Source organism: Glaciimonas sp. GNP009 (assembly GCF_054343755.1).
In genome coordinates this window covers 3,935,846-3,961,071 of sequence record NZ_JBTGUV010000004.1, presented here as the reverse complement: position 1 = coordinate 3,961,071, position 25,226 = coordinate 3,935,846, and the positions used below count along the sequence as shown (strand labels likewise).

General features: G+C 49.8%; 20 protein-coding genes. 4 read left to right on the top strand and 16 right to left on the bottom strand.

Annotated features, from left to right (window positions below; genetic code table 11):
• Positions 1-112: 112 nt before the first annotated feature.
• From fdhA to ACXX82_RS18355, 5 genes are all read right to left on the bottom strand, one after another.
• A complete protein-coding gene (fdhA, locus tag ACXX82_RS18375) occupies positions 113-1,315 on the bottom strand; it encodes a formaldehyde dehydrogenase, glutathione-independent (RefSeq protein ID WP_322237175.1) in 1,203 nt (400 codons plus the stop codon).
• A gap of 195 nt (positions 1,316-1,510) precedes the next feature.
• Positions 1,511-2,425: a choline ABC transporter substrate-binding protein gene (locus ACXX82_RS18370; RefSeq protein ID WP_458564027.1), complete on the bottom strand. Its 915-nt coding sequence runs from the start codon at positions 2,423-2,425 to the stop codon at positions 1,511-1,513.
• 344 nt (positions 2,426-2,769) lie between these two features.
• A complete protein-coding gene (locus ACXX82_RS18365) occupies positions 2,770-3,900 on the bottom strand; it encodes a GlxA family transcriptional regulator (protein ID WP_322237173.1) in 1,131 nt (376 codons plus the stop codon).
• Between the two features lie 73 nt (positions 3,901-3,973).
• Complete coding sequence (gene choW, locus ACXX82_RS18360; RefSeq protein ID WP_416186819.1) at positions 3,974-4,906, bottom strand: choline ABC transporter permease subunit; 933 nt, start codon at positions 4,904-4,906, stop codon at positions 3,974-3,976.
• A complete protein-coding gene (locus ACXX82_RS18355) occupies positions 4,899-6,089 on the bottom strand; it encodes a quaternary amine ABC transporter ATP-binding protein (protein WP_458563441.1) in 1,191 nt (396 codons plus the stop codon). Before ACXX82_RS18355 ends, choW begins: the two co-directional genes overlap by 8 nt.
• Before the next feature lie 626 nt (positions 6,090-6,715).
• Here ACXX82_RS18355 and ACXX82_RS18350 point away from each other — a divergent pair.
• Complete coding sequence (locus tag ACXX82_RS18350) at positions 6,716-7,618, top strand: TorF family putative porin (RefSeq protein ID WP_322237168.1); 903 nt, start codon at positions 6,716-6,718, stop codon at positions 7,616-7,618.
• 148 nt (positions 7,619-7,766) lie between these two features.
• Here the strand turns inward: ACXX82_RS18350 and ACXX82_RS18345 are convergent, their stop codons facing one another.
• From ACXX82_RS18345 to ACXX82_RS18300, 10 genes are all read right to left on the bottom strand, one after another.
• On the bottom strand, positions 7,767-8,645 hold the full coding sequence (locus tag ACXX82_RS18345) for a glycine betaine ABC transporter substrate-binding protein (RefSeq protein WP_322237166.1): 879 nt from the start codon (positions 8,643-8,645) through the stop codon (positions 7,767-7,769).
• Between the two features lie 327 nt (positions 8,646-8,972).
• Positions 8,973-10,178, bottom strand: a complete 1,206-nt coding sequence (locus tag ACXX82_RS18340) for an FAD-binding oxidoreductase (protein WP_458564026.1) — start codon at positions 10,176-10,178, stop codon at positions 8,973-8,975.
• 76 nt (positions 10,179-10,254) lie between these two features.
• Positions 10,255-11,553, bottom strand: coding sequence for an aromatic ring-hydroxylating oxygenase subunit alpha (locus ACXX82_RS18335; protein ID WP_322237164.1), 1,299 nt, complete (start codon positions 11,551-11,553; stop codon positions 10,255-10,257).
• A gap of 81 nt (positions 11,554-11,634) precedes the next feature.
• Positions 11,635-12,468, bottom strand: a complete 834-nt coding sequence (locus ACXX82_RS18330; protein ID WP_458563440.1) for an electron transfer flavoprotein subunit beta/FixA family protein — start codon at positions 12,466-12,468, stop codon at positions 11,635-11,637.
• Positions 12,465-13,718 carry an electron transfer flavoprotein subunit alpha/FixB family protein gene (locus tag ACXX82_RS18325; RefSeq protein ID WP_458564025.1) on the bottom strand — a complete coding sequence of 418 codons (1,254 nt, stop codon included), beginning with the start codon at positions 13,716-13,718 and terminating at the stop codon, positions 12,465-12,467. Before ACXX82_RS18325 ends, ACXX82_RS18330 begins: the two co-directional genes overlap by 4 nt.
• 12 nt (positions 13,719-13,730) lie before the next feature.
• Entirely contained in the window at positions 13,731-15,692 is a 1,962-nt protein-coding gene (locus tag ACXX82_RS18320; protein ID WP_458564024.1) for a (Fe-S)-binding protein, read from the bottom strand.
• Positions 15,693-15,718: 26 nt separating this feature from the next.
• Positions 15,719-17,782 carry an oxidoreductase gene (locus ACXX82_RS18315; protein ID WP_458563439.1) on the bottom strand — a complete coding sequence of 688 codons (2,064 nt, stop codon included), beginning with the start codon at positions 17,780-17,782 and terminating at the stop codon, positions 15,719-15,721.
• Positions 17,783-17,846: 64 nt separating this feature from the next.
• Positions 17,847-18,371, bottom strand: a complete 525-nt coding sequence (locus tag ACXX82_RS18310) for a DUF5943 domain-containing protein (RefSeq protein WP_458563438.1) — start codon at positions 18,369-18,371, stop codon at positions 17,847-17,849.
• A gap of 65 nt (positions 18,372-18,436) precedes the next feature.
• Complete coding sequence (locus ACXX82_RS18305; protein ID WP_458563437.1) at positions 18,437-19,408, bottom strand: dipeptidase; 972 nt, start codon at positions 19,406-19,408, stop codon at positions 18,437-18,439.
• Between the two features lie 102 nt (positions 19,409-19,510).
• Positions 19,511-20,785: a serine hydroxymethyltransferase gene (locus ACXX82_RS18300; protein ID WP_322237153.1), complete on the bottom strand. Its 1,275-nt coding sequence runs from the start codon at positions 20,783-20,785 to the stop codon at positions 19,511-19,513.
• A 759-nt stretch (positions 20,786-21,544) separates the two neighbouring features.
• On the opposite strand from ACXX82_RS18300, the gene ACXX82_RS18295 reads away from it, so the two are divergent.
• On the top strand, positions 21,545-22,576 hold the full coding sequence (locus tag ACXX82_RS18295) for a GlxA family transcriptional regulator (RefSeq protein ID WP_322237151.1): 1,032 nt from the start codon (positions 21,545-21,547) through the stop codon (positions 22,574-22,576).
• Between the two features lie 87 nt (positions 22,577-22,663).
• Here ACXX82_RS18295 and mgrA read toward each other — a convergent pair whose 3' ends face one another.
• Positions 22,664-23,698 (bottom strand): L-glyceraldehyde 3-phosphate reductase, encoded by a 1,035-nt coding sequence (mgrA, locus tag ACXX82_RS18290; protein ID WP_322237149.1) that lies wholly within the window; start codon positions 23,696-23,698, stop codon positions 22,664-22,666.
• Positions 23,699-24,123: 425 nt separating this feature from the next.
• Between mgrA and ACXX82_RS18285 the strand changes: the two genes are divergently transcribed.
• Together ACXX82_RS18285 and ACXX82_RS18280 are read left to right on the top strand one after the other, a co-directional pair.
• Positions 24,124-24,495: a hypothetical protein gene (locus tag ACXX82_RS18285; protein WP_322237147.1), complete on the top strand. Its 372-nt coding sequence runs from the start codon at positions 24,124-24,126 to the stop codon at positions 24,493-24,495.
• 18 nt (positions 24,496-24,513) lie between these two features.
• Positions 24,514-25,074 carry a glycine zipper family protein gene (locus ACXX82_RS18280; RefSeq protein ID WP_322237145.1) on the top strand — a complete coding sequence of 187 codons (561 nt, stop codon included), beginning with the start codon at positions 24,514-24,516 and terminating at the stop codon, positions 25,072-25,074.
• Positions 25,075-25,226: the final 152 nt, after the last annotated feature.

The window sequence follows — 25,226 nt, the reverse complement described above, 5'->3', positions numbered from 1 at the left end:
AAGCCGTCAATCAAAAAGAGCTTGATCACGTCAAGTCGATCAAGCTCTTTTTTTGGAGCATAAAGATGCTGAAGACATTATCTGCTAATGAGCGGATCTCGCCAATCCATCATCAGGCCGCACGTTTGATCAAATTATGTGGATCAATGACAAACTTTTTCGGAGCACCTGCATCGAACTGTTCGTAGCCTTTTGGAGCACTATCCAGCGTGATGACTTCAACACCGACAATGTCTGCTATCTTGATCCGATCCCATAAGATCGCCTGCATCAATTGCCGGTTGTACTTCATTACTGGCGTTTGACCGGTGTGAAAGCTATGCGACTTTGCCCACCCTAAACCCAGGCGTATGCTAAGACTGCCTTTTTTAGCGGCCAGATCAGTTGCGCCAGGATCTTCAGTAACGTACAAGCCGGGAATACCAATCTTGCCAGCAACCCGTGTGATTTCCATCAAGGAGTTGAGTACGGTAGCTGGCGCCTCTTCCTGTGCACCAGCATGCCCATGACCACGCGCTTCAAAACCAACACAATCAATGGCGCAATCGACTTCGGGCGTTCCAAGAATTTTTTCTATCTGATCGCTGAGTGTGGCATCGAGCGATAAATCGACGGTTTCAAAACCGACATTGCGCGCATGGATTAAACGCAAAGGATTCACGTCACCCACGATCACTACCGCTGCGCCTAATAATCGTGCAGAAGCTGCCGCGGCAAGGCCGACCGGCCCCGCCCCGGCCACGTACACCGTAGTACCGGGACCCACACCCGCAGTGACCGCACCGTGATAACCGGTTGGCAAAATATCAGATAAGCATGTCAGATCGCGGATTTTTGACATTGCCTGATCCTTATCGGGAAAGCGCAATAAGTTAAAGTCGGCATACGGCACCATCACATATTCTGACTGACCGCCAATCCAGCCACCCATGTCGACGTAGCCATAAGCGCCGCCAGCACGGGCGGGGTTGACTGTTTCGCATACGCCAGTGTGTTGCTCCTTGCATGTCCGACAGCGGCCGCACGCAACGTTGAACGGCACTGATACCAAATCACCCTTTTTCAGCGTCTCCACGTCCGAACCGCATTCAATCACTTCACCCGTAATTTCATGTCCCAATACCAAGCCAGTTGGTGCGGTAGTACGACCGCGCACCATATGCTGATCTGAGCCACAAATATTGGTGGAAATAACTTTTAAAATGACGCCATGCGCAATTTTCTTACCTTGGGGATTATCCAGTTTTGGAAACGGAATGGAATGTACTTCTACCTTGCCGTCACCGACATAGACGACACCGCGATTTTCTGACATATGATCTCCTCCTGATTAAAATCAGAGTGTATATTTCCGTTAAATTGGGTCGCTGATACCGCTAAAAAATAAAATTCGGCGGCCAATTCTTCCGGAGCGTTCTCCGCCTCCCTCTCCGCCACGCTTGTCGTTATATTTTTTCTTGATAACGGCAATGCAAGCGACAGAAAGGGGAAACAAATAATGATTAATTTCTCACAAGCCAAGCGCTGCCTTCACAGCTGGCAAACCCTCTTTTCCATCAAACGTTTTCACGCCTATTAACCACTTGCTGAGGACGTCAGGATTCTTTTTTAGCCACGCCTTGGCTGCTTCTTTCGGGTCGGTTCTTTCCATGATCGGTAGCATCACCTGATTTTCCATGTCAGTCGTAAAGTGTAAATTTTGGGCTAGTTGATCGGCATTGGGACAACGCGCCTGATAGTCCGCAGGAAGAACTGTAAAAACTTTGGCTTCACCATAATTTGGTCCAAACACATCATCACCACCGGTTAGAAAGTTGATCTTTTGTTGAACGTTCATTGGATGCGGTTCCCAGCCAAGAAATACAATCCATTTCTTTTGTTTAACCGCACGACCAAGTTCGACCATCATTCCCGCTTCACTGGATTCAATCAGCTTGAAACTTTTCAAGTTGTATTCGTTTTTTCCAAGCATTTTCAATATCACCGCATTGCCATCATTTCCAGGTTCGATGCCGTAAATTTTTCCGTCCAGTTCTTTCGAATACTTTGCGATATCAGCGAACGTTTTTAGACCAGCGTCATAGACGTAACTCGGTACAGCGAGCGTATATTTCGCGCCGGTGAGGTTCGGGGCGGCCAAAACTTTAAGCTTATTGTCTTTCAAAAATGGTGCGATCATCGGGTCCATCGTTGGTGACCAATAACCTAAAAATATATCAATCTGCTTATTTTTTATACCGGCAAAAGTGATCGGTACCGACGCGATGGTTTTGGTTGTGTGATACCCCAAAGCGTCATACACGACCGATGCCAAACCGGTTGTGGCGGCGATATCGGTCCATCCGACATCGGCAAATCGAACATTTTGGCAAGCTTTTGCCTCGCTTGCCGATGCTACATTTGTTAACATCAAGGTGCTAAGCATCCCTACCGCAGCAACACGAGCGATCACCTTACGATTAAAACATTTCATTGCGTTTCTCCGAACAAAGAACTGGCATGCCGAGTATAAAAACTGGCAACAAAAAGATGCTTTTCTATTTCTTGATTTAACGATTAACGCCTTATGCAATTCATTGCAAGTAGCGGCGCAAGATTCAGTATGTTTCTTAGAGCCCCGGATCAGACATCGTGTATCAATCAGGGATTTGTCACCATAAGTAATTATTTATTGCCACACATCAGCTTTAACTCTTCAATAGTATGCCGCCGTGCAATACCTATAAATTACACTCCGCAACCCGTGCGACGTGGATAGATTGCGACATCCTATTGTCTGTCTGCGTCAAATACCTTTGATGCTGCGGCGGCGCCCGAAGCATCCAGCTCTTCACGCGGAAGCAAATGATCGGTGGCGGCAAGAAATGGATGATGTAAATGACGTTCACTACTCGGTGATCGTCCAAACTGATTGCGGTACGCTTTACTGAAGTGGCAGGATGATTGAAATCCACAAGCCACGGTGACGCTCATGATTGACATGGCAGTCTGAAGCAACAATTCACGGGCGCGCCGCAACCGTAGTTGCAAATAATAATGCGTTGGTGTGACATCAAGATAATATTTAAACATACGCTGCAACTGACGCTGGGAGAGCCCCACCAATCGCGCGATTTCATCGAAAGACAAGGTCTCCTCGATATGCGACTCCATCAGGCGCGCCACTTCAATTAATTCCTTGCGACTAAATCCCAGGCGCGCCGCAATCGGAATATGTTGCTGATAATTGCTATCGCGTATTCGTTCGAGAATGAATTGCTCTGAAATTTCTGCAGCCAGCGTCTTGCCGAAGCTGGTGGCGGTCAGATGCAGCATTAAGTCAATTGGGGCGGTGCCACCGGAGCAACTCAATCGATCCCGATCAATCGAAAATAATCCTTCAGAGAAGAGCACTTTAGGAAATTCCTCACGCAACGCAGAAAGATTTTCCCAATGAATCGCACATTGATAACCGTTCATCAATCCGGCTTTGACCAACGCATAGCTGCCAGTGCATATACCGCCAAGCTTGACGTGGCTGCGAGCCAGCTTCAACAGAAGCGCACATAGTTTTTCATTGACGGCGTCATGAATATGGACACCGCCACAGACAAACAGAACGTCTGGAATACCCGCCTGTTCCAGAGTCTGCGTCGGCGACACTGGCAAGCCATTGCTGGCCGGTACGGGGCGGCCATCCATGCTGATGACAGACCAGCGATAAAGTGGTTGACCGCTGATATAGTTCGCCATACGTAAAACTTCGATCGCACTCGAAAAGGCAATCATGGAAAAATTCGATAGCGTCAAAAAACCAAAATGCGTGGTGTTGCCAAATTTTGATTCGCCAGTGTGACTGTAAGCAGCGGCTAATGCCGCAGGCTGGGACAAAACTATTGCGGGTACTTGTTGCGACGCCATGTGATCTCCATCCGACATCCGATCTGGACGCGAGGGAAATCCCTCGCGCATTCAAGCAATTCCCAGTCTTTTATTATGGCAATTGGGTCAACTGGACACCGGCTGTCTCGCCGCTTTCCGAAGATGCCCGATGCTTGCTAAACATTTTGCGCAACTTAAAGAATCGCTGTACCTTGCCAGCTTCAGGCGTGGTGCCAAAACTTTCAGTAATCCGATCCAAAATAATCGCCAACAATACCACGCTCAAGCCACTTTCAAATCCAAGGCCAATATCCAGCCGTTGAATACTCGCCAACACATCGTTACCCAATCCACCCGCACCGACCATTGATGCAATAATCACCATCGATAACGCCATCATAATCGTTTGGTTAATTCCTGCCATGATCGATGGCAAAGCATTTGGAAACTGTACTTTATAGAGCAATTGCCAAGGCGTGCAACCAAAAGCTTGCCCTGCTTCAATAATCTCATTATTGACATGACGAATACCAAGCGCGGTTAAACGAACGGCTGGTGGCATGGCAAAAATGACGGTCGAAATAATACCTGGTACTCGCCCCAGACCAAACATCATCGCCGCTGGAATCAAGTACACGAATGCGGGCATCGTTTGCATCAGATCGAGTATCGGACGCACAACCATTGCCACCCTTTTGCTATTTGCGGCCCATATACCCAATGGAATGCCGAGCGCTAAACTAATGAGCGTTGCAGAAATGGTCAATCCCAACGTCACCACCATCTGATCCCAAAAACCGGTACCAATGATGACCAGGAAGGCAATTAGCGTAAATAGTGCAAACTTGAAGCCAACCCGCCACACACCCATCACAATAAAGAAACCTACCAAAACCCAGATCGGTAGTATTTGCAGACCATGTTCGATGGATTCGGCAAACCAGCTGATGGCGCTGCCAAAGGCGTCAAAACTGTTGCCGTGTTTGTCAAGAATATAGTGGACGCCGTGATCGACCCAACGTCCGAGTGGAATAGTGTCAGACATGAGAGCCCTCCGGTTTGGATAGTGCTTGAAGAATCATGGATTGACTGATCGCGCCGCAATAACAGCCATTTTCGTCGACTACAGGAAGTGGAACCGGACTGGTGATCAATTTCCCCATCACCACCCGAAGTGAGGTGCGATAGTGAATCTGTTCAACTTTTTGCAATGTCAACGGCTGCATCACGCCGCTGGCATCGGCAAAACCGCGTGTAGGAACGATACCCTTCACCTTGCGTGCGTCATCCACCACGAAGGCAAAGTCGGACCCGCTGCTTGCATATAAATGGGGATTTACTTTTAGCTCATCGGTGGATTTTATTAACGGTATCGTATTTGATTGCATGAGATCGCTGGCGGTCAGATAGCGACTGGTATCAACGCCGTCAAAGAAAGCGCGTACATACTCTTCTGCCGGATTATCGATAATTTCCTGCGCCGTACCGACCTGCACCAAACGCCCGCCTTCCATAATCGCGATACGAGAACCGATCCGAAACGCCTCTTCCAGATCGTGTGAGACAAAAATAATCGTGCGGCGTTGCTCTTTTTGTAGTTCGAGCAAGACGTCCTGCATCTCTTTACGCTTCAAAGGATCAAGTGCGGAAAATGCTTCATCCATGATCATCAGCGACGGATTCACCGACAGCGCCCGCGCCAAACCGACCCGTTGTTGCATGCCGCCCGATAACTCGCATGGCAGTTTGTTGGCAAATGACGCTAGGCCGACCTGCTCCAGAACCTTCATCGCCTGACGTTCACGATCCTTCTTTGGAATCCCCGCAACTTCCAGACCAAAGGCGGCGTTCGACAGTACAGTCCGATGCGGCATCAATGCAAACGACTGAAACACCATGCTCATGTCACGTCTGCGCAAATCGATCAGTTCCGCTTTAGACATCGCGGCAACGTCCTGACCATCTACCCAAACACTGCCCGCGCTCGGATCAACTAATCGGTTTATCAGGCGAATCAACGTTGATTTACCAGACCCGGAAAGCCCCATTAGTACGAAAATCTCACCCTCTTGCACTTCGAAGGAAACATCCTGTACACCGACCACTTGTCCGGTCTCAGCAAAAATCTTATCCTTTGAGTATCCTTTTTTAAGCATACTTAGCGCTATCTCGGGCGTGTTTCCAAAGACTTTGTAGAGATGGTCAACGACCACTTTTCCTGATTTCATCAATTGCCTCCTGATCGATCGTTCGCTGCTACCGCGCTGTAGTACTCGTCAACGGTAGATGTCATCACTTGGTACTGTCTTCACTTACTTTGGCGAGCGATCGCCGATATTCTTTTGAAGCTGATCCGATTCAATCAGCGCTTCAACATTGTAGTTAACAATAGATTAACCCATGGATTAACCCATGCATTAACGGCGCATCAAAAGCGCGTTCAAGACGCGTTGTAAGTTAGTACCATAGTCGCCAGAAAGGTTTTGCGCCGGATGAAAATTTGCGACAACCACTTAATCAAAAACGACGGCGCCCCTGTCGCGCGAAGACCAATGCAGGTTTACCTGTCTGCGCGCAGCGAATAGACATTTCAACATTGTCGTTATTGCACTATTTTTAGTCGCCATCGCTTTAAAAAAACGACCAACTTCCGTCGTTAAAAGACAATCAATGCTCCGCCTCTCAATAGGCCAGAACGACGCCCTGATGTCCTGTCGTAATTCCATCACTTTTGGTCGTATTTACCAACCCTTAAATAGATTCATGGCAGCAATAATTAGCGCGTTGATGCGAAGGTTGGTCCCGTCGTCTTTGCAACCATCACATCGGGCTAATTTATAACGGAGTGTTATCTATGCTTAAAAAATCATCTCATTCTTTAATTTCACCAAAATCGACTTTATTTTTAGTAGTCGCTGCCGTGGCGTGCGGCTATCAAGCTCCGACAATGGCCCAGACGGCACCGAATAGCGCTGCAATTATGCCGACAACTACAGCGCCGGTAACGACCGATACGCCGCAAGCAGCAACGCTTCTCGCATCTCCTTGGACCGCTAACCTTACGCTGGCCTCACAATACGTGTCACGTGGGTTCCGGCAAACCTGGGGCAAGCCAGCCATCCAAGGTGGGATCGACTATACCCATCCCAGCGGATGGTCGGCAGGAACCTGGATGTCAAGCGTAAGCGATCACTTCATTGAAAACGGTACGGTCGAATGGGATTTATATGGCGGCTATTCCGGCACCGTCGGAGATGTTAGTTATAGCGGCCTGATTTACTATTACCTTTATCCCGGCGCAGAAATGTCTTTCGCTAAGACTAAATATAACTATGGGGAAGCAGTTGCCTCGGCCACCTATAAATGGCTTAACGTTAAATACTGGCTCACCTACACGCCGACTTATTTTGGCTATGACAGCAAGACGCTGGGCGTTGGTAATAACAAAAATAGTCAAGGCTCCGGTTATCTCGACCTCAACGGCAACTTCGATCTGAGTAACGGCTACAACCTGCTATTACATTACGGTTATGAGCGGGTCCAAAATTTTTCAGCCTATAACTTTCAGGACACCCGAATTGCAGTGTCAAAAGTGCTTGATGGCGGTTGGACGCTGACCGGCGCTTATACCAAAGGCTGGGCCAAAAATGGAATTTACGCACACTACACCACCGGCGCATTAAATTCTGCGGGAGCGGCAGAAGTATCAAATCCGTTAGCAAGCACGTTTTTGGTCTCCGTCACCAAAACGTTCTAATTTCAGCTTAGCCGAAATACCCGTTCCATTTTTTTACCTGCGTGGTTCAGACAAGCTAACGCAAAACGCGCCATCCTGATGAGGGATGACGCGTCCTGGTTAATTTACAGCTAAAAGAAAGTCCCAATATGACCAAAACGACCCTAGGTTAGTTTGCTACCTGCAACCATTCCTTCACACGCTCAGGATGCGCAGCAACCCATTTATCTGCAGCAGCTTCTGGCTTTTCACCGTTTTGTACAGCCAACATCACGCTATCGATCTCGCCCGGCTTCCAGGAAAAATTCTTTAACAGATCATTGATCGGTTTCGCCTTAGCCGCCAGGCCCGGGTTTGCGACGCTATCTACATGTTCTGCGTCACCAAACACGTTCTTAGGATCCTCAAGAAACTTCAATTTGTACTTGGCAAACATCCAATGCGGAATCCAGCCGGTCACGGCGATCGGCTTGTGTGCGCGAATGGAGCGGTCCAACTCGGCTGTCATTGCACTGCCCGAACTTGCCATCAACTTATAATCCAGCCCGTAATCCTTAATTGCCTGTTCGGTCTTGATCATCACGCCAGCACCAGCATCAATTCCGACGATGCGCCCGTCAAAAGCTGCTTTTTGTGCCTGTAAATCACCGACCGTTTTTGCCGTCACGTATTCCGGCACAATCAGGCCAATCTTGGCACCATGAAAATTAACACCCAGATCAACGACCTTATCTTTGAGTTTGTCGTAATAAGCACCGTGTGTTGCTGGCAGCCATGCAGACATGGTGGCATCCAGATCTCCCCGCGACACGCCTTGCCACATCAATCCAGCATCAACAGGCACCAGCTTGACCTCATACCCAAGATTTTTTCGCATTATCTGCGCCGCGACATAAGTGGTGGCAACACTATCTGACCAACCTTGGACATAGCCAATATTGATAACCGGTTTAGTGTCTGCAATGGCTAAGCCTGACACAGCCGTGATTCCTAAACCGAGGCTCAGCCAACACAGCTTGATTAACAGAGAGTTTGAATGCAGTTTCATTGAGAGCCTCTTAAAAGTGAAATGAATAACGTCATAAAATTTTTTGGACGAATCAGATTTCAAAAACATTTACTTTCCGTCATGTTAATCATCGTCTATCAGACAGCTCACAAGTACGCAATTTGCGACAAAATTTGGCTCAATTACGACGCTATTTAGCGGTTCAATAATAGATAATCCAACGCGTTGCAGATCTAGGTTCTTAACACAACAAAGGCACAAGCTACGTAAAAGAATCACTAAAAATCAGCAAACATCGGGAATAGTCAGAACCAATCAGAATGAATCTCCTGTGACACCATCAACAACGCCTGCATCAACCGATTATTATTTATCAATCACAAGATCGGTCAATGGTTTGCTACAGCAAAGTAGCACCATTCCCTGATCAATTTCGCGCTGACGAATGCCGCCCTTGTGTTGCATCGCGACCTGCCCTGAAATTAACTTCACCTTGCAGGTTCCGCACATTCCCTGCGCGCACGAAGAGGCAAGCCGGACGCCGGTAGCACGCGCCGCTTCCAGTACATGTTGCTGCGCGCCGCAGACTATTTCGCGTGCACTCTTTTGAAACATGACTTTAAAACTCGTCACTTCCGGCGATTTGATCAGCAAAGCCAATGCGGCAACTTCGGTGGAAGGCGGCGATATGGCGAGTTCTAATTCGGCATTGGGGGCGGCCTCTTGGTGCGCCTCCAGAACTGCTTCCAACACTCCCTCTCGAACCTCTTCCGGCAGATTTTCGAATGAAAAACTTTCTTCGTGATAATGCTGCCGTTCAAATCCCGCGGCGTCCAGCATGCTGCGCACCGCCTTCATATACGGCGCGGGTCCACAGACAAAAATTTCACGCTCCATAAAATCAGGGGCCATCAATGTCAATGCGGATAACGACAACATGCCGGTCGGTCCATGCCAATCACGCCGTGCACCGAGACGTTCACAAATAAAGCATGTACGGAAATTTTGCTGACTGCTGGCAATCAAAGCCAACTCGCGTTCAAAGATAATGTCGTCCGGCGTGCGAGCGCTGTGAATGAACGTGATGTCGCGGTCATCCGACAAATCAAAATGGGTACGCGCCATTGACATCAATGGCGTAATACCAGAACCGGCAGATAGAAACAGATATTTATCGGCAGGAAAAGTGACGCAGGTGAACTCGCCAGCGGCACCCAACACACGCACGCTGTCGCCCGCTTTCAGATTGTCGTGAAGCCAGTTTGAAACCGACCCGTTAGGAACGCGCTTCACGGTAATCGACAACGTATGCGGTCGTGTCGGTGTCGAAGAGATGGTATAGCAACGGTTAATCGTTTCGCCCTCAATCTCCAGTTCCAATGTAATAAACTGGCCGGGTCGGAACGTAAAGCCGCTGTTATCTGGCGTCGCAAAAATAAAACTTTTAACGTCATGCGTTTCCACGCGTACCTGAATACACGTCAGCGTTTCCTGAATATCGCTATTCCAAGGCGGTGGTAGCGCATCCCAAAAACGCTCGCTGTTGATTCTTTGCTGACTATTTTTCTGCATAACACCCTCTGGAAAATCTGGTTTCACAGACGTCAGCTTATCCACACACATTTCCATAGCCTGCTCCGGCGATACTTTAAGATTTGATCGATTTGATGAATGTGATCGGTTCAACCGAATCAGACGAGTCTATTACATCAATTGATTCGGTCAGGCGATCGATATACCATTTGCAAAACTTCTCCACCAATCCTTCTGTATAAGGCGAGTACGGCCCCGGTTGATACGCATCACTATTGGCACCCTTTTGGGATAACTCGACCAACATCTTGTCCTGATCATTGGTAGCGTTCCAGACGGCCGTCAGGTTATCCAGCTGATAATCGATGCCTTCACGGGCATCTTTTTGAACGAGCCATTTGGTGCGCACCAGCGTTTTTTCAGCCGAAATGGGGAACACAGAAAAACTCACAATATGGTCACTCATGAAGTGATGCCAAGAATTGGGTTGTGTCCAAAATGACAAGCCACCCAAATCTGCACGGTCAAAATCGCCTAGCAGAATGCCGGAAGCCACGCGACCGTCCAATGTTTGTGATTCGCCCCCACGATCTAATGGCAACCGTTGCGTCCGAAAGCCGGTAATCAAATCGTCTAGCCGATCAATTTCTTGCGACGGCAAATTAGCGCTCTCCCACTGCGCACTACGTTCCGCAGCCAAACGCGTGAATTCCTCGACTTGTTCAATATTATTCGGTGACGGTTGGTAGCCGAAACCGTATTCAAATAACGATGCTGTCAACTCTGGATGGTTGGTCGCGCAGTGATAGCACTCGCGATTGTTTTCCATCGTGAGTTTCCAATTCGCATCTTCGATCAAGTCAACTTGCTTGGCGATTTTGCAGTCTTGCAATCCATGGGGAAGCAGATACGGCATCATCGCATCGCGCATCACCGAAAAATCCTGTGGCGGCACTTCGGCCAGACAGATAAAAATCAATCCTGCCAGATTTTCTACATGTACCGATTTTAGATGATGTTCGCTGTGCTTAAACTGATCGCCCATATGTTCGGCATAGATGAGTTCTCCGGTAAGATTGTAGGTCCATTGGTGGTAAGGACATACCAGATTGCCCACGGACCCTTTATGCTCTGAACACAACCGCGCACCACGGTGACGACAAACGTTGTGATGCGCACGTACCGACATATCGTCGTCGCGCAAGATCACGATAGAGTTGCGGCCAATGTCGACCGTCACATAATCGCCCGGCTCCGGAATATCCGGATCAATCGCCACCTGAATCCAGTGCTTGCTAAAAATTTCCTTGATATCAAGGTCAAAAATTTCAGGACTTAGATAAAAAGGCGCGTCCAGGCTGTGACCCTTTAGACGTTTGGTAATCAAATCTTGAATCTGTTTGGATACTTTCAATTTCTTCTCCATCTATGACACTTTTAGAACAACACGCTTACTAATACTGTCGCTGAAGAACAGCGCTGTCGGGCTTGAAGTTTAATAATCGACAAGGCGATGCTCCCGCAAATAGGTCAATATCGCCTGCGCTTTTTCACTGGCACTGCCTTCCTGAATCATCCTGCCGCCACGACTTTCAGCCACCGTCGCTGACAACATTCGGGCATGACCGGACCGCTTTTCCTGGGCGACCAGTTTTAACGGTCTGGCGGTGGCCGGTGACAAGCGCCACGCTTGCTGCTGATCAAGGTTGTTTGTCACAGATGACAATTGTGTGCGTGTTTTATGACGGTCAATAGCACCACTTTGCAAGCTAGCGTGGGCATATCGCGCATTGGATGGCGCTAATGGATGCACGGTCAAGAGTGCCGGTAAGGTCACGGCGATTGCCCGACGACGCCCTTTGGGCAAAAACTGTTGCAACATAATGTCAGTCTTCACGTCATCTGAAGCGGACGCAGGATCAGGTGTGATGCCAATCACATCAGCGACGATTGGCAGCCCTAACTGACTCGCCAACAAGTACGGCACCATGCCCGATGCTTCGCCACCTTCAGCACAACTGCCGCAAAGAATCAGGTCGTAGTTTTCCAGCGCTTGTTTCAACACCGGAATAATATTCTGATCGTCTTCTAATGCAATGACTTTGACCGGTTTAGCGCCGAGCGCCAGATAATCCGATAACGCAGCATTGTCGGGATTGCCTGCATGAATAATATCCAAGCTGATGGCGGCAGTTGACTGCGCCAATGCGACCGCCATACTCATGGCGGCAGCATCATTACGGCTATAGCGCGCGATGCCGCTGACCGGATGACGGCCGACGGAAACCAGCACAGCCAACCTTTTCAAAGCACCCTTTTTGAGGCTCATGATGCGCTCCCTGTCCGAACCTTAATATTGCTAAGCGCAATGTTGCCGACCCCAACATTTCTGGCTTGTTTAACTTGTTCCAGCAAAGCCGTAATCACCGCATGCGCATCATCGATAATGCTGAGATCGGCACGCTTAATCATCGGCGCACTTGCGTCCAGATTGACCGTAATCACATGACGACAATCTTTGATGCCTTGCAGATGCTGGACCGCACCCGAGATACCGAAGGCCAGATAGACGCTGGCGCTAACGGTTTTTCCGGTCGCACCAATTTGTTGGTCGCGACTGAATTTGCCGTCATCCACGGCAACACGGCTTGCGCCTACCGCCGCCTCCAACACAGACGCCAAACCATTAAAAGTCGCGACGTCATCGACACCATTCCCTGCCGATACGATAAAGTCTGCTTCATCGAGTGCCATTTGAGATGCCGCCAATACTTTAATGCCGTGGTCGCGGTATCGGGATGACTCTTGCGCAGAAACGGCAGCAGCGGCGCTCGCTGTAGCGATGCGCTTTTCGTCTAGTTCGCCACGCCCCAAAAATGGCAAACGCGTATCGACCGCATCGGGGGCCAACATAATGATGCGCGACAAATTACGGCGTGCCATCACGGATTGTTGCTGGCGATAAGTTGCCAATCCGGTCGAGTTGATCTCGACGACATGCGTCGCAATGCCGCTATTGAAGTCATCCGAATCGCCAGCTTGGGCCAAAGCAGCGCCGAGACGCCTCCCCAAATCGCCGCCAGAAAGCGTGCAATCAGGAATGAAAATATGCTCAGGTTGCAGCGTATCGATCAGATGGCGTAACGCTGCCAGTTCTTGTTCCGGTGCAAAGAGGTGACTACCGTATTGCGGCAATACAATGACACGGTCAACACCCAAAATGGCGCTGGCATTGTTGCTGTCATTGCCATCGTTAAATTCACCAAAGACCAGCAACACAACTTCAGTGACCGCATCGGCCAATAATGCCGCCGCCGCAATAACCTGCCGCGCATGCTCATCCAATGCGCCACGATCACTATGCGCCACGGCAAGAAAGGACTTGGTCGCCAACTGAGTGGAACGTAATGGCTTTGCCTGGTGATGCGCCTGTCCGCTAGCGATCAACGAAACATCCACCACATCGCCGATTTCGCCTTTTAAACCGGTACTGGAAAGACCCAGCACGATTCGCCTTAATCCCTCGGCTGTGACCGTAAACGGACGACGCGGATTTACCCGTTTGATAGCGTGATGCAAAGTCGATTCCAATTAAGCCTCCAAAGCTGCGGCAACCAGCTCGGCAATATCACGGATGTCAGGGCGCGGTCCGACGACGCCTTCCAGCATGGCGGTACAGTTTGGGCAACCCACCACTACGGTGTCGGCCTTTACCGCACGGGCGTCATGAATGCGAATGTCGGGTATCCGTTGTTTGCCGGGAATGTCAGTTAAAGGCGCGCCCCCGCCACCGCCACAACAACGGCCGCGCATGCCGTTGCGCTCCATTTCGTGCAATGGCAGTCCCATTAATTTAAGCAGTTCACGCGGAGCTTCAATCTCACCGTTGTAACGGCCCAGATAGCAAGGATCGTGATACGTAAATCTTTGATCGCTTTCGATCGAGACACGGGGAGTAATTTGTCCCTGTTTCGCCAACGCTGCCATGAACGTCGTGTGATGAAACACCTCGTAACGTCCGCCAAACGCCGGATATTCGTTGCGCAAGCAATGCATCACATGCGGATCAGCAGTCACGATGCGTTTGAACGACAGCGTCGATAACGTGCCGATCAGGCGTTTGGCGAGCGACTGAAAGGTTGCCTCGTCACCCAGACGTCGGGCCACATCGCCGGTATCTGTTTCCAGCGCGCCAAGAATGGCGAAATCCACAGCGCCAGCTTGCAACACTTTGACCAATGCTCTCAAGCTGCGTTGATAGCGCATGTCAAAGCCACCCTCGCCCACAATCAATAGAACATCAACCGATTTGCCGGGAGCAATTTGGGTGATGTTCAAATCGATGGACCAGTTATAACGCACGTTGAGATCAAAACCTCCCGCCGTGGCTGTTTCACGCAAATTGGCTAAAACCTCGGGTCCTTTCCCCGGTACCGCGCCGTCTTCCAGCGTCAGATTACGGCGCATGTCGACAACTGCATCCACGTGCTCAATCAGCATCGGACATTCTTCAACGCAAGCGCGACAAGTCGTGCAGGACCAAATAGTGTCTGGTGAAATCAGTCCGGGGAAAATTGCCTTTTGCGGGCCGCCTTGATGCTGACCCAGAGGGATACCGGGATAAGGACTACCCGCAAAATGGGCATCGCTTCCGCCCGCCATGCCGAGCACCATGTCCTGAATTAGTTTTTTTGGGTTCAACGGCTGGCCCGCAGCAAAGGCCGGACAAGCGGCCTCGCACTTGCCGCACTGCACACAGGCATCAAAACTTAACAACTGGTTCCAGCGAAAATCCAGCGGTGTCCGCACCCCGAGCTCACCTTTATTCAATGCCAAAGGTTTGAGGGCTGTGGTCGGCACTCCGATGGTCGGCACTCCGACTTTTGCCATTCCTGTGCGTGCGGCTTTTTGTTGAAACCTTTCCGGGCGTGGGTGAAATGCCAGATGCAACAAACCTGCCAACGCATGTTTCATCGGTCCGCCCCGACCAATCCCGACCGTCATATTCCAGGCACCAAACCCTAGCAGCAACACTGTCACCACTGCCGTCAATCCAGATACCACACCAACCGGCAAAATACCCATCAGCAATAGACCCAAAGCTAGCGCACCAAGTACCCAAGGCAAACGATTCCAGGCACCAAGCGAGAGCCGTGCAGGAGGTGTGCGGCGACGATGCCAGACAAAAATGACACCCACCAACATCACCACAGCAAATAAGGCAATCGCAGCATTTAAGAGCGGCCAATACAACATGAAACCGTAATTGATGGCAACCAGCGCCATGGCCGCAATTGCACCGCCTGCTGTCGCAATGTGGGTGCGCGCGATATACGGATCGCGGGCCACAACATGATGCAGGTCAACAAAATAACGCTTAGGAATCGCCAGCAACCCGATCCATTGCACCGGCGCGACTGCACCCTTGCGGCCAGCGCGCCACAACGTGGCCCTCCGCGTCAGACCGGATAACAATCCGACTACGGCTATCCAGAACAGAATAGTGATGATTGGATTGAGATGAACAATCGTTCCATTTCCGATCGGGCTCATGCTGATGAAGGTTGACGAATCCATGCTCAGAAATCTTTACACAAGCGCAGCGAATCATAGATCGCTGCATGGATGTTATGCATCGAAATGCAGTCGCCGACCCGAAACAGCAAAAAGCGTCCGTTACCTAGCGGCTCAGATAGCGCTGGCTGCGGCTCGGCTGCATACAGTTTCTTGATATCGGTCTGACCGTGGTTTGCCGATTGTGGCTTGAGCGACCAATACAAATGATCGTTAGGCATGATGCCGTTTTCGATGACGACCTGATCGACGACGCGCTCTTCCTGCATTTCGGTGTATTCATTCCGTAAGACAGCGACCTTTTTATCACCTTCGGCATAGACACGATCCAGCCAATAATTAGGCGTAGGGATAATGCCTTGCGCATATAAGCGGCGATAAAAAATAGGAAATGTCGTACCACCGGTATCGTCCGCAATCTTGACATCGGGCGTGACGATTTCAACCTGGCTGCCACGACTCGCCAGAAAATCGGCCACCCCGAATCCTGCGTGTGTACTGATTCCGTCATACACCAGCACGTTCTTGCCCGGAGCGACGCGTCCACTCAAAATATCCCATGAACTGACCGCTAATCCGTCTGCCACGCCCCATGCAGGAACCTGTCCGGTGAAATTGCTGCCGCCCGTCGCTAAAACGACGATATCCGGTTGTTCTGCCAATATCATGGCTTGGTCGGCATCCACGCCAAGTCGGCGATCAACGCCCAGTCGCTTGGTTTCCATATCGAACCAGCGCACAATGCCAGCCATTTGTTCACGCTGTGGTGCTTTTGCGGCCAGATTGATCTGACCACCAACGGCATCACACCGCTCAAACAGCACAACGTCATGACCACGTTCACGTGCCACCCGCGCGGCTTCTAATCCTGCCGGACCAGCGCCTACTACAACTACTTTACGCTTTGGACCACGGCTTTTAGCGATAATATGCGGCATGGTTTCTTCACGCGATGTTGCCGCGTTCTGAATACACAAAACGTCGAGACCGTTATATTGGCGGTCAATGCAATAATTAGCACCGACGCATTGTTTAATCTCATCTTCACGGCCATCGCGGATCTTGATTACCATGTGCGGATCGGCAATTTGACCACGCGTCATACCGACCAAATCAACCATACCAGCCGCCAGAATACGTTCAGCCTGACCGGCATCGCGAATACTTTGGGCATGCATGACCGGCACTTTTGATACTGTTTTAATTCCAGCTGCCAAATGCACAAAAGGCTCCGGCGGCAATGCCATCGGCGGCATGCAATTAACTAATGTATTGTGCGTATCCGCACCGGAACCCACCACGCTAAGAAAGTCGATTAAACCGGTTTCTGACATTGCCTTGGCGATGCGTTTGGCGGTGTCGTGATCAATACCGTCTTCATGGAATTCATCACCGCACATCCGCATGCCGACGCAAAAATCCGGCCCAACCGCTTCACGTACGGCAGTCAGCACTTCGACGCCAAAACGCATCCGATTTTCGAGGCTGCCGCCGTATTCATCCGTGCGTACATTCACGCGTGGACTCCAGAATTGATCGATCAATTGTTGATGGGCGGCCGAAATTTCAATGCCGTCCATGCCTGCGGCCTTGACGCGTCTGGCGGCGGCCGCGAAATCGGCGATGACGCGACGTATCTCCTCAATCTCGATAATTTTAGCGTTACCACGATGCACCGGCTCACGGATGCCAGAGGGCGTCAGCAAATGCGGCCAACTTTCGCCGTGCCACGAGCTACGGCGCCCCATGTGTGTCGCTTGAATCATAATCTTGGCACCGTGACGATGCATCGCTTCAGTCAATCGCGCCAACGGCTCAATGACTTTATCGGTCGTCAGGTTGACCGACTTCCACCAACCTTGCGGGCTGTCAATCGACACCACGCTGGAGCCGCCACAAATCGCCAGACCCAAACCACCTTTGGCTTTTTCTTCGTAATAGCGAATATAGCGCTCACCCGGCAAGCCGCCAGCATCCGCATAGACTTCGGCATGTGCGGTGCTGACTACGCGATTGCGCAGCGTCACCTTGTTTAAAGTCAGCGGCGAAAAGAGATGTGGGTAACGCATGATGAATGTTCAAACTCCTAAAGGACCAATGAGCCAGCACAACAATTTTTGCTGCCGATATTATTTAAGCCAACAATGGCGTGACCGTAAACTCGCAATGCGCATGACCCTCACCAGCACATTGGGTTTCAATACAGGTTGCTTTTATTTTTTGACCGGTAGTGTCCGATACCCAATCCATCGCGCCGGAGAACCAGCCTGCAAACATGTAGCAAAGTTTGCCTTCTGCATCAGGCTGCTGGAGAACAAATGATGAGTTGAGCAACTTGATTTTTGCCGTCGCTTCAGCTGCATTAACTTCAGAGAAACTAAACAACCCCCAACCGCGTTGTGACAGGCGATTGAGGTAATGTTGATACACTTCAAGTCCACTCATGCCATGCTGTTTTGCTTCTTTTTCACACCAGAAATACGCTGACTTATGACCTGCGTCATAAAGAATCTGCGCATACTTATCGCGACCCAACGCGGCTTCAACGGCGGTGTGATTATTTGTGAAAAAATGGCGCGGCACGTATAGCATCGGCAAGTTATCGGTCGTCCACACGCCGGTTTCTGCATCGACTTCTATCGGTAATTGAGGTTTCATCTTTGGCTTTCTCTGGTCGTTATCGATTCAATCGGATCATGTTTTTGGGAGTGACTTAACTACGGCTAGCCGACCCAGACTTCACCAAAAACACGCATCCAGTTTTCGCCCAAGACCTTACGAATCCGGCTTTCTTTCCACCCTGCGCGTTCCATCGCAACAGTCAGGTTGGGAAAGTCGCCAATGGTGCGAAAACCTTCAGGATTGGTGACAGTGCCAAAATCAGTCAGGCGACGGTGGCGCCCTTTGTCATGCGTCAACCACTCAAAGAAAGGCTTGCCATATCCTTGCGTAAAGTCAGTGCCAATGCCGACGCAATCATCGCCCACAAGATTAATCACATAGTCAAATGCCTCGACGTAATCGTCCACGTTGGCGTTGCTGCCACGCTTAAGGAAAGGCGGAAACATGGTCACGCCGATAAAGCCGTTATGATCGGCTATAAATTTCAGTTGCTCATCGCTCTTGTTGCGGGGATGTTCTTTCAAGCCAGATGGCAGACAGTGGGAATAGCACACCGGTTTACTGGAAGCCAGAATCGATTCAGTAGAGGTGTTACCACCGACATGAGAAAGATCGACCATGATGCCGACCCGATTCATTTCGGCGATCACTTCGCGGCCAAAGCCTGACAAACCACCATCGCGTTCATAGCAACCAGTACCGACCATGTTCTGCGTGTTGTAGCAAAGTTGCACTACACGCACACCCAACTCGGCAAACACTTCGATGTAGCCCAGATTATCTTCAAAAGCATGGGCATTCTGAAAACCGAGAATCACGCCAGTGCGGCCTTCCTTCTTGGCGCGCTTGATGTCGTCGACACCGCGCACCAACGTGAGCAAATCGGCGTTATCACGAATCAGATTTTTCATGTCGACAATATTGCCGACTGTGCCCTGAAAATTTTCCCATACCGAGACGGTGCAGTTAACCGCGCTGAGTCCGCCTTTTTTCATATCCTCAAAAACCGGTCGTTCCCACTTGGAAATATTCAGGCCATCAATGACCAGACTTTGTTGGTGTAATTGGTTCATAGTGTGCTCCGTTGGTGACCGGAAATAATCGGAAAATAGTTAGTTTCAATCTGAATTTCAATCTTATTGAAAGCTAAACCTACGTTTAGCCGTTATGACAATTCAATAAATGGGAAAGCGTTTACACATCGTCAGCACGCGTGCACGAACACTTTGCTCAGTCTCGGCACAGCCTTCTGGCTTGCGGGCTAAACCATCCAATACTTCGACGATCAGACCACCGATAGTGCGGAACTCTTCGATACCAAAGCCACGAGCCGTGCCTGCTGGCGTACCCAGCCGGATACCGGATGTGATGGTGGGCTTCTCGGTATCGAACGGAATGCCGTTCTTGTTGCAGGTAATACCGGCCCGTTCCAGCGCATGCTCAACGTCGGTGCCCTTCAATCCTTTAGGACGCAAATCGACTAGCAATAAATGATTTTCAGTACCGCCAGTGACCAGATCGACGCCACCCTTTTTCAGAACTTCGCCCAATGCGCTGGCATTGGCAACCACGTTGCTGATGTACTGCTTAAATTCTGGTTGCAGCGCCTCACCAAATGCCACGGCCTTACCGGCAATAACGTGCATTAAGGGGCCACCTTGCAAGCCGGGAAACACCGCCGAATTAATTTTTTTGGCGATATCTTCATGGTTGGTAAGAATGAAGCCACCACGCGGACCACGCAGCGTTTTGTGAGTGGTTGAGGTCACGACGTGCGCATGTTCAATTGGATTTGGATGATGACCAGTGGCAACCAAACCAGCGATATGGGCCATGTCCACCATCAATAACGCGCCGACACTGTCAGCAATGGCGCGGAAACGCGCAAAGTCGAGCTGGCGTGGATAGGCCGAATAGCCAGCGATGATCAGACGTGGCTGGTGCTCTTTAGCTAGCGCTTCGACCTGATCGTAATCAATTAACATAGTGTCGGGACGCACGCCATACTGGACCGCGTTAAACCACTTTCCCGACATGGCCGGACGTGCACCGTGGGTTAAATGTCCACCTGCATCCAACGACATACCGAGCACCGTATCGCCCGGCTTCACTAACGCCAGCATCACTGCGCCGTTCGCTTGCGCGCCGGAATGCGGCTGAACGTTGGCATAGCTGGCGCCGAACAATTGCTTCACCCTTTCCAGCGCCAGTACTTCAATCTGATCGACGAACTCACAGCCGCCGTAATAGCGTTTGCCGGGGTAACCCTCGGCATATTTGTTGGTTAATACCGAACCTTGCGCCTCTAGTACGGCACGCGACACGATGTTTTCCGACGCAATCATTTCGATCTGATCTTGCTGACGCTCTAGTTCAAGCGAAATAGCTTTCATCACCGGCGCATCGCGCTCGGATAGTGACTGGGAAAAAAACGCGTTTGTAGAAGTCATGGGCTCGGGTCCGGTAGTGACAGCAACTAAAATGCACGAAGAGATAACGTCTCGAAGCTGGCTTATTCCAACTCTCTCTGTTGACCACATCTTGTCCTAAGCCTAGCCGTGCTATTTCCTAAAGCGGACGGGAACCTTTCAAATTACGACAACGCTGTCACTTTTTGCCAAGTCCATGGAGATCTCGGCAAAGCCAAAATGCTTAAAATGGGAAAAATATCTTTTTCAACGCCGGCGCATAATAAACTTAGCGAATTATTCGCCTGCATGGATCCCAAAGCGTAAAAGAGAATAGTTGTGTTAATTGCAATTTATCCGGATTCGCCACAAAAAAATTTTGTATGGGTGCTGCGTTACACCAATTTTGTTATTCACCAAAACAGCACAGGCGATAGCGCCAAAACCGCGCTCGCTGCACGAAATCGGGCGCGGGAAATCGACGACACACAAAAAAACAACAATGTGTTTTGGATGGATTTATTAACAATTGCAATACGCCGCTCAAGGCCTCAGTTGATTGACCTCACGCCGAATTTGATTTGTCGTCCAGCGCTATGAAGTGATGAATGGATTGGCGGAGATATGCGCTAATACCGTTCCGAGGCATGCCAATAAGTCAGATGGAATTTGCGAAAATTTAACAATTGCTACATGTTCGCGAATGGCATGGTTATTGCAGCGCACAATCGAAAGCATTTGTTTTTTTAAGTAATTCGACGGTACATTGTCCGTCGCTGATGGTTGCCAACGGAGTGGGTCATGTCTAAAAGTGAAATTTCATCTTTCTCGCATTTTGCTTTTCTTCCACTTAATAACTTTACGATGATTGCATTTTCAAATGCCATCGAAGTATTAAGAATGGCCAATTATCTAGAGGGTAAAACACTCTATCGCTGGACTGTTGTTAGCCCGGAAGGTGGCTTGGTATGCGCCAGCAATGGATTATCTATTGATTCCTCCCCGCCTGATCCAAACGACATCCCCGACGTTGTCTTTGTTTGTGGCGGCACAGATATAGAATCCGCAATCAATGCGGAGTCATTGTCACTCATGCAGCATTTTGCGGACCAAGAAGTGGCGATGGGTAGTTTGTGTACCGGCACCTTTGCTTTAGCCAAAGCGGGCTTGCTGGATGGTTACACCTGCGCGACCCACTGGGAAAACATGTCGGCATTACGCCGCGCATTTCCGTCCGTCTCGTTTTCACGCGATCTTTTCGTGATTGATCGGGATCGCTTAACCTGTACTGGCGGTATAGCGCCACTGGACATGATGCTCAATCTGATTTCTCGCCAGGTGGGAAAAACGACTATCGCAGCCATTGCCGATCAATTTATTCTCGAACATGTACGTGATGATAAAGACCAGCAGCGCGTGCCATTAACAGTCCGGATGAATTCGGCAAGGCCTGCGATGGTTGAGGTCGTGTCGTTGATGGAGGCAAATATAGAAGAACCGTTATCGCTCGAAGACCTGGCGCAGCTGTCCAATTCTTCGCCGCGGCAATTACAGCGCATGTTTAAAGAGCATATGGGAATGTCGCCAACACACTATTATTTAACGTTGCGTTTGCGCAAAGCGCGTGAGTTGTTACGTCAGACGGATATGTCGATTTTGAGTATTACCATGGCATGTGGTTTCCAGTCGGCATGTCACTTTAGTAAAACCTATCGTGAGGTGTTTAATGTGGCGCCAAGTTCTGAGCGCCGTAAACAAACTCCGGTCTCCATTCCTATCCCACTATTAAATCAGGCGACAGGTGGACAATTTCAGGCGGCAGCATTCCGATAATAGCTACATTAAACGGTACGCTGTAATACAAAGGCCTGCATCATCGCAGGCCTTTTGACTTTAATATCTCCACTCAAAACAATCTGCTTAACCTTGTGAAGATTTAGCCCACAAATTAATGCCGCCTTCCTGCGCCAACCCGTCAATCGCCGTCAACTCTTCAGCGGTGAAATCCAGGCGTTGCAACGCGGCGACATTTTCCACAATCTGAGCTGGACTACTGGCCCCGATTAATGTGGTCGTCACGCGTGGATCGCGTAGCACCCAAGCCAATGCCATCTGTGCCAGACTTTGACCACGCGCCAATGCGATCTCGTTGAGCGCTCTGACACGGGCCAGATTTTCGGGGCTGAGATGGGCTTGTTGTAACGATCCGCCACCAGCTTGATTGATCCGCGCATTGTCTGGAATACCATTCAGGTATTTATCCGTTAGCAGTCCTTGCGCCAACGCTGTGAAAGTGATGCAACCCATGCCCTCCGCTTCCAGCGCATCGAGCAATCCTTTCTCAATCCATCGATTGAACATGTTGTAGGAAGGCTGATGAATCAGGCACGGTACTTTCCACTCACGCAATAAAGCAGCAGCTTCCCGGGTCTTTTCGGGAGAATATGACGATACGCCGACATACAGCGCTTTACCCTGTTGCACGGCCGTCGCTAACGCGCCCATGGTTTCTTCGAGTGGCGTTTCGGGATCAAAGCGGTGCGAATAAAATATATCGACATAGTCCAGTCCCAGCCGCTGCAAACTTTGATCAAGACTTGCCAGCACATATTTGCGCGAGCCGCCGCCCTGTCCGTATGGACCGGGCCACATATCCCAACCAGCTTTGGTTGAAATAACCAGCTCGTCTCTATAAGGCTTTAAATCTTCCTTAAGTATGCGACCGAAGTTAATTTCTGCACTGCCATATGGCGGCCCGTAATTATTTGCCAAATCGAAATGGGTAATACCGTGATCAAAAGCGGTATGCACCAACTCGCGTTGACGCGCCAATGTGGTTGTGTCGCCGAAGTTGTGCCACAAGCCCATTGACAATAGCGGCAGCTTTAAACCGCTGCGACCACAAAATCTGTACTGCATCTGTTCATAACGTTTATTCGAGGCGTGATAAGTCATGCGTTGATTATCCTTATTCAATTTATAACTTTTTATCTACTTGATCATTTTAAGCCGCAACCAGCGCTTGAATCGAATACTCAGAGAAAACTCCTTACCGACTTACGTCGATTTAATCTCAGTATCTAATCGCGTTTAGAGATGATTATTACTTTACAAAAATGCCGATTATTATAGGTGCATATATAATTCCACCGGATTCAATAGGAACAATGGAAAAAGCTGGTGAAGAACGATCCTGATTCTCCCTCTATTCAATGTCATCGGAGTGGGCATTATGCGCGTTTAAATTTTGCACATCGGCACGCCTCGAATTGTATCAATTTAGACCCTGTACCACAGGATTTGCAACCGAAAGTAACTTAGCTTGGTAATAGTTCTAATGCAGAATTATCATTAAGTACTAACAAATGGTGAGAGACATCATGAAAAAATTCATTTTATTGGCATTAACGGCATTAAGCTTATTAGCCGCGAGCAGCGCTAGTTATGCATGGGGTCATGGCGGTTATTACGGTCACGGGGGATTTTACGGGCCGAGTGTTGGAATTAGTATCGGCGACCCTTATTATTATGGTCCTCCGCCGGTCTACTACGCGCCGCCGCCCGTTTATTATGCGCCACAGCCGATATATATCGAACCGCAGCAACAAACATATATTGAGCGCAACGATAATGTCTCTAACGGACAAGATTTTCGGTATTACTGCTCCAACCCTTCAGGCTACTACCCAGAAATTGGACGTTGTCCTAAAGGCTGGCTAAAGGTAGTTCCCGACAACTCTCAACCAAGATAAACAAAAGGTGGTGGCACTGTGAACAAACCATTTCTGAACAAGCCTAAAAAAATCATCGCTGCTGCAGCCGTATTAATGCTGGGTGGATGCGTGGGTGTGCCGACTGGGCCGAACGTGATGGCCATGCCGGGCGCTGGCAAAAGTTATGACCAGTTCCGGAACGATGATAACGATTGCCATCGCTATGCGCAGGACCGGGTGGGGCCAGGTGCAGGGCAGGCTACAGCAGATAATGCTACCGGAACAGCCGTTGCAGGTACGTTAATTGGTGCGACAGTCGGTGCTTTGATCGGTGCAGCAAGCGGCCGTGCTGGCGCGGGCGCAGCAATCGGCGCAGGTGGTGGATTGCTGGTCGGTAGTTCAGCAGCAAGCAACAATGCTGATCGTAGCGGTGCTGGTATCCAACGCCAATATAACAATGTGTACACCCAGTGTATGTATGCAAAGGGCAATCGCGTACCAGTGCCGGCGGGCTATGACGACAATCGCCGCCCTCGCTATGCCCCTGCACCACCGCCTGATTATTATGCTCCGCAGCAACGTGGATACAATACGCCGCCGGATTATGTGCCTTATTGATGTGGGTTAATTAATGTGTAGCTGAAGGCCTGCTTCTGGAAATGGAGGTAGGCTTTTTTTTGGAGTGTGACGTTGATTTGTAGATCGTAATTTGTAGATCGTCGTTATCCAATACATGCTGCTCAATGAAATTATTCGATAACAACGACCGC

Excerpts from the sequence above, each read along its gene's own strand:
- fdhA (WP_322237175.1), bottom strand. The coding sequence starts at position 1,315 with ATGTCAGAAAATCGCGGTGTCGTCTATGTCGGTGACGGCAAGGTAGAA.
- ACXX82_RS18370 (WP_458564027.1), bottom strand. The coding sequence starts at position 2,425 with ATGCTTAGCACCTTGATGTTAACAAATGTAGCATCGGCAAGCGAGGCA.
- ACXX82_RS18365 (WP_322237173.1), bottom strand. The coding sequence starts at position 3,900 with ATGGCGTCGCAACAAGTACCCGCAATAGTTTTGTCCCAGCCTGCGGCA.
- choW (WP_416186819.1), bottom strand. The coding sequence starts at position 4,906 with ATGTCTGACACTATTCCACTCGGACGTTGGGTCGATCACGGCGTCCAC.
- ACXX82_RS18355 (WP_458563441.1), bottom strand. The coding sequence starts at position 6,089 with ATGAAATCAGGAAAAGTGGTCGTTGACCATCTCTACAAAGTCTTTGGA.
- ACXX82_RS18350 (WP_322237168.1), top strand. The coding sequence starts at position 6,716 with ATGCTTAAAAAATCATCTCATTCTTTAATTTCACCAAAATCGACTTTA.
- ACXX82_RS18345 (WP_322237166.1), bottom strand. The coding sequence starts at position 8,645 with ATGAAACTGCATTCAAACTCTCTGTTAATCAAGCTGTGTTGGCTGAGC.
- ACXX82_RS18340 (WP_458564026.1), bottom strand. The coding sequence starts at position 10,178 with ATGCAGAAAAATAGTCAGCAAAGAATCAACAGCGAGCGTTTTTGGGAT.
- ACXX82_RS18330 (WP_458563440.1), bottom strand. The coding sequence starts at position 12,468 with ATGAGCCTCAAAAAGGGTGCTTTGAAAAGGTTGGCTGTGCTGGTTTCC.
- ACXX82_RS18320 (WP_458564024.1), bottom strand. The coding sequence starts at position 15,692 with ATGAGCCCGATCGGAAATGGAACGATTGTTCATCTCAATCCAATCATC.
- ACXX82_RS18315 (WP_458563439.1), bottom strand. The coding sequence starts at position 17,782 with ATGCGTTACCCACATCTCTTTTCGCCGCTGACTTTAAACAAGGTGACG.
- ACXX82_RS18310 (WP_458563438.1), bottom strand. The coding sequence starts at position 18,371 with ATGAAACCTCAATTACCGATAGAAGTCGATGCAGAAACCGGCGTGTGG.
- ACXX82_RS18305 (WP_458563437.1), bottom strand. The coding sequence starts at position 19,408 with ATGAACCAATTACACCAACAAAGTCTGGTCATTGATGGCCTGAATATT.
- ACXX82_RS18300 (WP_322237153.1), bottom strand. The coding sequence starts at position 20,785 with ATGACTTCTACAAACGCGTTTTTTTCCCAGTCACTATCCGAGCGCGAT.
- ACXX82_RS18295 (WP_322237151.1), top strand. The coding sequence starts at position 21,545 with ATGTCTAAAAGTGAAATTTCATCTTTCTCGCATTTTGCTTTTCTTCCA.
- mgrA (WP_322237149.1), bottom strand. The coding sequence starts at position 23,698 with ATGACTTATCACGCCTCGAATAAACGTTATGAACAGATGCAGTACAGA.
- ACXX82_RS18285 (WP_322237147.1), top strand. The coding sequence starts at position 24,124 with ATGAAAAAATTCATTTTATTGGCATTAACGGCATTAAGCTTATTAGCC.